Annotated in this window: 4 protein-coding genes; all 4 read right to left on the bottom strand. The window is 62.9% G+C overall.

Features of this window, described 5'->3' with window-relative positions; genetic code table 11:
• Window positions 1-127: 127 nt before the first annotated feature.
• Window positions 128-4,900, bottom strand: coding sequence for an RHS repeat-associated core domain-containing protein (locus JYJ84_RS19400; RefSeq protein WP_236027276.1), 4,773 nt, complete (start codon window positions 4,898-4,900; stop codon window positions 128-130).
• Window positions 4,901-4,914: 14 nt separating this feature from the next.
• Window positions 4,915-6,180, bottom strand: coding sequence for a hypothetical protein (locus JYJ84_RS19395; protein WP_175222098.1), 1,266 nt, complete (start codon window positions 6,178-6,180; stop codon window positions 4,915-4,917).
• A 15-nt stretch (window positions 6,181-6,195) separates the two neighbouring features.
• Entirely contained in the window at window positions 6,196-8,400 is a 2,205-nt protein-coding gene (tssI, locus tag JYJ84_RS19390; RefSeq protein ID WP_175222097.1) for a type VI secretion system tip protein TssI/VgrG, read from the bottom strand.
• A partial coding sequence (locus JYJ84_RS19385) for an AAA family ATPase (protein WP_205189382.1) occupies window positions 8,397-10,045 on the bottom strand: 1,649 nt, incomplete at its 5' end. The genes JYJ84_RS19385 and tssI, both read right to left, overlap by 4 nt.

Raw genomic sequence — 10,045 nt, 5'->3', positions numbered from 1 at the left:
TTCACGTTATGTAAAATTAAATAAATGACTTGAACGAGCTTGATCCACTGTTGCATCTTGTCTCGCCATCGAGAGATGGCTCGCTTGTACACTACCTTCGGGGCATGTCCAGTTTGCGGCTCATCGCTCACCAGGATCGTTTCGGCTGAGGCAGGAAAACCCCTTCCGCCGCGTGCTTTCGCAGCACCTTGGACCAGTCGGCTGCCTCTCTGCTGCCCGTCATGATGTAGTAATAGACCTGTTCGATTCCTTGGCTGCCGTGAATGAGTGTTTGGCACGGCGTGTCGTTCATGTGCATGGTTGTGTTCGCTTGGCCAAAGTATCGCCGTTGGTCGCACGGTTCGCGTTCGCTCCACAGGCACTTGATGCGGTCGGGATACGCACGCAGAAGCTTGGCTTCCGGATGGCCTTCCGTCTGATTGCCGACCACCGGATCCGTTATCGTTCCGTCGTCCAGCAGCGCGATACCAATATTCTCCTTGCCGCTCTCAACAAGATCTGGGCGCTGCTGCAGCAATTGAGCGATCTTCGCTCGCACCTGTGCCTCGATCGCGGGGTCGGGATGGCCGAAATATCGAAACCGTGTGATTCGAGCACGCGAAAGGCCCAGCGGATCGGTCCAGGCGATCGGATTCCTCGCGTATCGATACAGATTGTCACCGCCGTCGAGCCGTATCGGATCGATCGATATGTATTGAGCTGCGCTCGGATCGTAGTACCGATACCGGTTGTAGTAGAGACTTGTTTCGCGGTCCTCATACTGCCCGAGAAAGCGCAACGGCTGATCGACGTCGGGCGTCGACGTGGTGCGATCAATCGCACCCCATGGCGAGTACGACACGCTCCACGAGATCCCACTCTCGATATTGTCCCCGCGAATCGGCATCCCGTTCAGATCTGTGGACAACCAGTCGATCCGAGGCGCAGGTTGCGGTAAAAGCGCAGGGACGTCGCTCACGTCGGCCGACACTGCGCGCGCCAACTCCGTGCCAGCCGGCGGCACGGCTTCGCGCAGCCAGGCGAGCGGTCGCGGCGTATCGGGATAGCACACCCATTCTTGATACTCGCCCGGCGTGACCGGCACGGCACGTCGGCTGTCGTTTGCATCAGTTACGAGATCGGATAGTGCGAAATCGGACTTTGCCCGTGACATCAACAACTCAAACTGTCTGTCGCTTTGCTTGAGGGTCGCGATCAGAACGTCACCGTCCCAGAAGAACCGCGTTATGCATGAAGGCGCACCCTCACCCTCACATGGCTCGCCAGCTCCACCGGCGCCAAGCGTGAGTCGCGTGACTTTCCTTGTGCGTCGATGCAATGCATCGTATGAATACTGTGTCAGAACGAGCAATGTACCGCCGCATTGACCGCGCTCGGTCCACTGCGGCCGCGAGACGCGCGATTCGATGAGCTGCCCGTCTCCATCCCAGCACAGTTCCATGTCGCATTCGGAATCATGCTTGCGCACGAGATTACCGACGCGATCGAACAGGTGGTAAGCGCCGCCATACTCCCCTTCACGGAACCAGGCGCCGCCCGGCAGCGTGTTGCCGAACGCATCGCGCCTTGCGGCGCCCTCGCGAACCCGCGTCGTCATCAGATCTCCCGCCTGATCGACCGTGAACCGGAAGCACCGCCCGGCCGAATTCAGATGCTCCGCCAGCGTTCCAATCGCGTCGTATTGGAAGTATTCCGCGTTTGCGCCACTGCGGTGTTTCTCGATCAATTCGCCGTTCACGTCGTAGGCATACTCACTGGCAAAGAACGGCCTTGAGTCGCGCAGCAGTGTCTGTCGCTCCAAGCTTCCTTCCGCCGTGTAGGACGCCTCGCGACGCAACGATTCGCCAAAGCGCTCGACCCGGATGCGCCCAAGCGCATCGTGCTCGAACCGGATCGGCGGCACACCGCTGGCCGACATCAACGTAACCCGCTTGAGCACATCGAATTCGTAACGCGTCGTTCTTTCGATGATCGCGCCGGCCTCCTCGAGCCGGGTCGTCCGTTTGACGCGATCACCATCGGCATCGTACTGATGCAGGATTTCGAAACCTTCGCCATATCTTTCCGCAATGATGCGGCCCGCCAGGTCATGCGTGAACTCGATCCGGCTATCAGGGTTTTCCGCCGCGACAAGGTTGCCCGCGCGATCGTATAGGAAGGTTTCGGTGCGAATCCCGTCGGGCTGCCTCCCATCTTGCACGCGTTTTTGCACGACACGCCCGAGCGCATCTCTTTGATAGTCGATCGCACGCCCCAGTGCATCAATGGTGCGCAGCACCTCGCCACTCGCGCCGTACTCATAGCGACACGTCTGCCCCCAGTAGTCGACCTCCTCGACAACCTGTCCCAACGCGTTGCGCTTCAGTTGATATATTTCGCCACGCTCGTTGATCACACTGATCAGGCGGGCCTCGGAGTCATACCGGTATTCGACTACGCCACCTTCAGGCGTGGATCGTCTGATGATCTGCCCGAGCGCGGAATATCCTAGCTGCGTGGCCTGGCCGGCCGGATCGCAGTAGTGCGTCAAGTTGTCGTTGGCGTCATATCGATAGAACGTTTCGCGCCCATCGGGCGCTATTGCCCGGGTCATGTTGCCGTTCTGATCGTATTCGTAACGGCTCGCCGCCCCCGTCGCGTCAACGGTCCGTATCAGGTTGCCTCGGGCATCATGGGTGTATCCCATGCAATGTCCGAGCGCGTCGATGATCTCGGCGATATTGCCGTCATTGTCATAGGACAGGCGCGTGACCGCTCCGACCGGGTCCGTCTGTGCAACGAACTGCCCATGCTGGTCGTATTCGTAACGTATGCGAGATTGAGCGGGCGTTGACCGCTCGAGCAGATTGCCGCGCTCATCCCACACGTAGCGCGCCGTACCGCCACCCGGATAGGTCACCACCACCGGCTTGCATGCCGAGTCGTACTCGGACCGTACGACGCTGCCATCGGGCAGCGTCTGCGCCAACAGATTGCCGTAGGCGTCGTATTCCCACTGCGTCGTATGCCCGGCGGGATCCGTCAGCGCGCTTGCGCGGTCGCGCGCGTCGTAGCGGTAACTCGTCACGCCACCCAACGCGTCGATACGCGCGACCGGCAAGCCGCGTGCGTTCGATTGCAGGACGCTCATATGGCCCAGCGAATCGGTAATCCGTGTCTCGTTATGTTCGAGGTCGAAGACGAAACGGTAATCCAACAGGCCGTTGTCACCCCACGCGTGGTCGACTCTCCACGCACCGTCCTCATGCTGCTGGTGGCTGTAGTAGAAAGACATCCCGTGAACACTCGTGTGGCGCACCATCCGGTGGCCATCGGAGTACACGAAATGATGAGGATGGCCCATCGCATCAAACACCTCAATCAAATTCCCGTTCCGATCGTGCTCGTAGCTGACGAGGGAATGCGCGCGATTGTTCGCGTCCACCAGCGTAACGGCGGTAAGCAAACCAGCAGGCGCACCGGTCTGCCGGCCGTGCGTTACCGCGCACTCAATCATGCGGCCGGTCATCTGCTCGCCCTTCCATTCGACGATGCGCGTCAGGCTTTGACCCTGTCCGCGGCAGAATGTCCATGCGTTGCCGTTAAGATCCGCCATTCGCATGACAGGCAGCGTCAAGGAACGCTCCGTCGCCTGCGTTCCCAGGATGCGTTGCCAATGCGCCGGCAACTCAAACTCATACTCGATCCCGCTTCGCGTGCGCACAACGAGCCCGTCACCATGCAGGTACAACGCATAGCCGCTTTGCCAGTCATACGTGCGCCCGGGCCAGCCGATCATATTCGGCATCGTATCGAAAGCCGTAGCGTGATCGACGAAATGCGCCACCACGCCCACCGCGCCCTCGTACCGCAATAGTTCCAACCGGACGTCGGCCAGCGTCTGCCAGCCCACGCCCACCGCGCCGCACCGCGAAACGTGACTCGCGTAATGCCGTTTCCACACGAGCGGCAGGCGCCCCGACACCGTGAAATCGTGCTGCTGTACCACCACTTCGCCGGTGATCATGTCCACCGGATCGGCTCCCAGGATATTGCAGCGCAGAAATCCGGGCTTCAGGTGCAACTTGTTCGCAAGATTTTTAGCCCATGCGGAACCACGAAACGCCTTGAACAGCCCCACCGCAAGGGCGGCCATGTTCACGATCGGCGGCCCGCCCACAAAAACAGGCCTTCCCGCCGGAATCGGCAACATGACCGAACTCGGCATGGACGGATAGGTTCGATCCGTATGCGCGCTGTTATGCGGAGGCGGCTCCAATCCGATCGACCAGCAACTCAACGCCTCCAGCGCCATGTACGACATCGGATCGTTGTTGGCGAGCACCGTCTTGCTGCCCATGAACGATTCGCCGTCGTTCGACGGTTCAACCTCCTCGGGTGGCGGCGCAAACGATTCCCCGAGCGGGAAATGCAACCCCGGAACGTGATACGCATGCGTCCCCGCCGTGGCCCGCATCATCCCGTTCACAAAAATCGGCCTGCCGCTGCTGCCACCAGATCCGACGTTCGAGCCAAGATCGTCACTGATGCGGTTCTTGAGCTTGTTGGCCTCTTTCGCCAGTTTCATTCCCTCGGCGACAGTGGGGTCGTCCATGAGATCGGGTAGTTTGCCGCCACCGATCAGTTCATTGACCTGCTGGCTCGCTTCATCGGCGAGGTGCTCCAGCTTCGTCACATCTTCAGGGTGATCTTCGATGTACTCGGTTACCTTCTCCTGCACGATCATCATGGCAATGCAGCCGACCACGGCCTTTGCCGCCTGGATGTACTCGCGCAGATCGAGCATGAATCCGACGTGAGGATGCGGCAGGAACACCGGCGGCGTACCCGGCGTGACCAATACCGAGTGAACGTCGACACCGACAACGGGATCCAGATGCTTGACCGCGAGCAATCCCACTCAGCCCTCCCCGTTCAGCACCCACCACGCAACGCAGCGACCTTCTCGCTCAACGCGTTGCGTCGTCGGTCCATCGCACCCAGTTGCGACACCATCCACTCGACAACCATCGGCAGGTTGCTGTTCGCCCGCATCGGCTCGTCGATCATCAACCCCGCATCGAGCGCATTGAACCCGGCCTCCAGCGCGTGCTCGCGCTCCCCTGCCCGCTCCCAGCACACCGCGCTCATCCGCCAGGCCTCGACCGTCATCAGCCCGTCCTTCGCCGCCGTAGTCGACGCCGCCGCACGCTCGTAGCAATAAGCCGAGTGCGCATAATCCCTGTGCGTCAGATGCACGCTCGCCTCGCCGAACAACCCGTTCGCCACGAGCTTGTGCCCTGCCGGATGTCCGGCTTCAACCGCGAGCATGCCGCTGCTGGCCGCGCTGCGATACGCATTGATCGCCTTCTCCCGATCACGCCATTTCAGATAGGCGGCCCCCGCAATCAGATGCACGACAACGCACTGATCGAACCACTGCTCACGCTCCGCGACCTTCAATGCGGCCGCTCGAAGTTCCTCCAGCCGAGAAGGATTGTTGCCTTCGATCATCTCGGTCAGCATCACGAAATGCCGTCGAAACTCCCCGCTCGGCCCGCGCTCGCCCGATTCCGCCAGTAACTCGAGAGGTACGCTCGCCATCGAATACTTGCCGTGCGCGACGTGAACCGCGGCGCGATGCCGTTGCATCAACGCAGCAAACGGTGCGATATCGATACGCGGCACGACGAAGCGCACACGCTCGGCAAGCTGCGGCGCGACCGCCACGATCGACAGCAAATCGTCCATCCATCGCACCCATGCCGCGTCATCCCGCACTTTCACCGGGTCCAGCACGAATACCATCGCCGGGAAAACGTCCGGATGGTGCTGCATCAGGCTGTCGGTCACCGCGAACAGGTAGAGCAAGGGATTCTTGCCGTCGTCGTACGGCGCCTGCCAGTCCGCACGTATGCCGTGCGCGTTGGATGCTTCCCGCCGGCGGTTGTAGAACGCAATGAGCTCGTCGGTCAGTGCCGTCGCATAACCCGCTTCGCTGACGAACGACGCGCGCATCGTCCTGACCGCGCACGACGTTTCATCCTGAATCTGGAAATACAGCCGCACGAGCGCCGCATCCGTCTCGTCGGTCTGCCAGATCATCAAGCGCGCGTCCTGCTCTTTCGCGAAACTCATCCAGTCCGTGTGCGCATCCATGAACCTGCGCTCCACCGGATTGGTCGGCTGCCAGTTCTGCATTCGTGCGGGCCTCCGTCACGGATTCAGTTTCAGAATGGCGCCTTCGACCGTGTGCTCGGCGGTCGCCGACGACGTCACCGTCTTGCCGTTCACACTGTGGGTGTTCGTACCGGTCGATGCGACATTGACGCCCTGGATCGTGATCGTGCCGTCGCTCTTCATCACGATGCTCGAATTCCCGCAGACGAGCGAAAGCTGGTCACCTGCGTTGACGGTCACCTGATGCTGCACGTTCGTCGTATGGTTCGCGCCGACGTTGACGGTGTGTTCGCCGCCGACCGTGTGCGTATGGGCTTTGGCGATCGTTGAGGTCCGCGCGCCGATCTCCTCGGTATGCGCCGACGCAACCAGCGTCTTCATGTCCTGCGACGTCGTCTGATACATCTGCCCGACGTTGAGCGTCTTGGCTTCGCCGATCGTCTCGGTCTTGCCCTTCGCGACCGTCTCGGTATGCCCGCCACCGATGGTCGCGTCGCGATTCGCGGCGATCGTCACGGTTTCGTTCTGCCCGACCGTCCGCGTCCGGTTGCCGACAACCCCATGCGTCTCGTTCGCCCCGATCTGCGCGACCCGGTTCTGCCCGATATTCACCGTCTCGTTCTGCCCGACGCTCCGTTGCCGGTTGTTCTTCACCTGCATCGTCTCGTCGTTCCCGACCGTATGCGTATGGTTGTTCCCGACGGAAAGCGTGTGATCGGCCTCCGTCTCCGCATCGAAATTCCTTTCCGCATGCATCCAGAGTTGTTCGGCACCCTTCTTGTCCTCGAACCGGAACGCATTGGCATGGTCGGTCGTTCCGCCCGGTGACGAACGCGACAGCAAGCCGCTCTGCGTCGCGCTCCCCGGCAGCCCCCACGGCGGCATCTTCTCGCCGTTGTAAACCCGCCCGGTGACGATCGGCTCATCCGGATCGCCATTCAGAAAATCCACGACGACCTCGTCACCCACGCGCGGAATCTGCACGCCCCCGAATCCACCACCCGCCCAGGGACTCGACACCCGCACCCAGCACGACGAATCCTGGTTGCTTTGCCCGTACCGATCCCAGCGGAATTGCAGCTTCACGCGTCCATACTGGTCGGTCCAGATTTCCTCCCCCGGCGGCCCGACGACGGTCGCCGTCTGCGGCCCGTTGGTGCGCGGTCGCGGCGTGTCGCGCGGTGACCGGTAAGGCAGGCTCGACGGCTGCACGAGCATCATCGTCTGATGGACTACAGCCTCCGCACCCTGATCGCTCGCATACGCGTTCTCCTGAAACCGATACTGGCATCGCACGATCAGGTACTCGCGATTCTGGTCGGCGCGCGGGCAATGCTCGAGCGTGAACAGATAACCGGGCGCGACACCGCGCACGTCGGTGTCGGCGCTCGCCCGTTCATGTTCCGCCTGCTGCTCCTCGAGCCGCACGCGGCTGTAGTGCGCACCGGGGGCATCGTCGCGATAGCCGCCCGGCCACTCGAACGACGCGAAACTGTCGTGATCGTGACCACGCGGATCGACCTTCTGCGACGAAAGATCGGCGCGCGGCTTCGTATAGTCGTAATCGGTGGTCTGGTGCCGGCCGACACTCACTTCCTGCGCGGGCAGCCAGCCGTCGATGTGCTCTTCGTCGGCGATCGCCGTCCGGTCGCGCGCGATGTACGGAATCGTTTCGTAGCCGGGCAGCACGGTGTGCGACGACATCGCATCGCCCAGCATCAGCGTATGCGTATCCTCCGCATGACGGAACCAGAAGTAGATCCCCTCGAACTCCATCAGCCGCGACACGAACGCGGCATCGGTCTCGTTGTACTGCACGCAATAGTCGCGCGGCACATACGACTCGGCGAGGTGGTTCTCGATCGGAAAGCCGTACGTCGACAGCACCTCCTGCACGATCTCGGGCACGGTCTTGTTCTGGAAGATCCGGCAATCGGAGCGGCGCGTCGCGAGCCACAGCCACGGGCGCACGATCAGCTCGTAGCCGTAATGCCGCTCGGCACGCCGGCCAGAAAGCGATGCGCGCGCAACGATGCCGTTCAGGTAGCGCGTCGACAGGTCCTGCTGTTCGATCCGGACCGTCACGGGCTTGCCGAGCATGTCCTTCAGCGACAGGCTGTGACTGTCGGCGAGCGCCTCGATCCGGAATTCGAACAGGCGGCCGAGTTCGTCGCTGCCGTCGAGCGTATGGAATTTGAGGTCGTCGCCGTGCGGGCTGTCGAGTGTGAATACGCGATTCAAGTCGTTTCCTCCTCGTCGAACCGGTACGTGAATTCGCCGTCGGCCGCGCTCAACGCGATCGACGCCAGCGCGCGCCCTTCGAGCGTGGCCTGCAGGATCGCGCGGCCGATGCGCGGCATCACGGTATGCGTGAGAATCGCGTCGACCATCCGGCCGCCGGATTCGATCGTCCGGCAGCGCTCGACGACCAGCGCGGTCGCCGCATCGGTGCAGTGCAGCCGGATGCCGTGATGCAAATCGATCCGCTGCTCGATCCGCCGCAACTGCAATGCGACGATCCGCGCGAGCGTCGCGTCGGTGAGCGGGTAGTACGGCACGACGGTCAACCGGCCGAGCAGCGCGGCGGGAAACACGTCGAGCAACGGCGCGCGCAGTGCGTCGGCGAGCGTCTGCGTGTCGGGCAGGCGCTCGGGATCGCGGCACAGCTGCATCACGCGATCGGCGCCGACGTTCGACGTCAGCAAGATCACCGTATGCCGGAAATCGATGTCGCGCCCTTCGCCGTCCTCCATCCAGCCCTTGTCGAAGACCTGGAAGAAGATCTCGTGCACGTCGCGGTGCGCCTTCTCGATCTCGTCGAGCAGCACGACGCTGTATGGGCGGCGGCGCACGGCCTCGGTCAGCACCCCGCCCTGCCCGTAGCCCACGTAGCCGGGCGGCGCGCCCTTCAGCGTCGATACGGTATGTGCTTCCTGGAACTCGCTCATGTTGATCGTGATCGCGTTGTGTTCGCCGCCGTACAGCGTGTCGGCCAGCGCGAGCGCGGTCTCGGTCTTGCCGACGCCGGACGGGCCGCACAGCAGGAACACGCCATGTGGCTTCTTCGGGTCGTCCAGCTTCGCGCGCGCGGTCTGGATGCGCTCGGCGATCAACTCGACCGCGTGCTTCTGGCCGACGACGAGTTCGCCGAGCGTATCGGCGAGCTTCAGCACGGCCTGCGTTTCGTCGCGCACCATCCGGCCGAGCGGAATGCCGGTCCAGTCGGCCACGACGGCGGCCACCGCATGCGTGTCGACGGCGGGCAGTACGAGCGGCGCGTCGCCCTGCAGGTCGGCCAGCGCCTGCTGTGCGGCCGAGAGACGGGTTTGTGCCGCGGTACGCGTGTCGGCGTCGAGCGCATGCGCGGGATCGTCGTCGAGCAGCAACGCGCGGGCATCGACGATGGCCGTCAACGCGTCGTGTTCGGTTTGCCAGCGCGTGTCGAGCCGGTCGAGTTCGGCCCGGGCGGCGGCAATGTCGTGATCGATCGCATCGCGCCGGGCGGGATCGCCGGTGCCGAGCGCACATTCGCGCCCGATCCGCTCCTGTTCGACGCGCAGGCTGTCGATACGGCGGCGCGCATCTTCGATCGGCGCGGGCACCGCGTGCTGGCTGACGGCGACGCGCGCGCAGGCCGTATCGAGCAGGCTGATCGCCTTGTCCGGCAACTGGCGGGCGGGAATGTAGCGGTGCGACAGCGTGACGGCGGCCTGCAGCGCGTCGTCGAGCACGAGAACGCGATGGTGGGCCTCGAGCTTCCCGGCCAGGCCGCGCAGCATCGTCAGCGCGGCCGCCTCCTCCGGCTCGTGCACGTGCACGAGCTGGAAGCGCCGCGTCAGCGCGGGGTCCTTCTCGATGTACTGCTTGTACTCCGACCAGGTGGTCG

Origin of the sequence: Burkholderia sp. LMG 13014, from assembly GCF_905232215.1 — a bacterium.
Lineage (GTDB): Bacteria > Pseudomonadota > Gammaproteobacteria > Burkholderiales > Burkholderiaceae > Burkholderia.
This window is presented reverse-complemented; position numbering and strand designations above follow the sequence as displayed.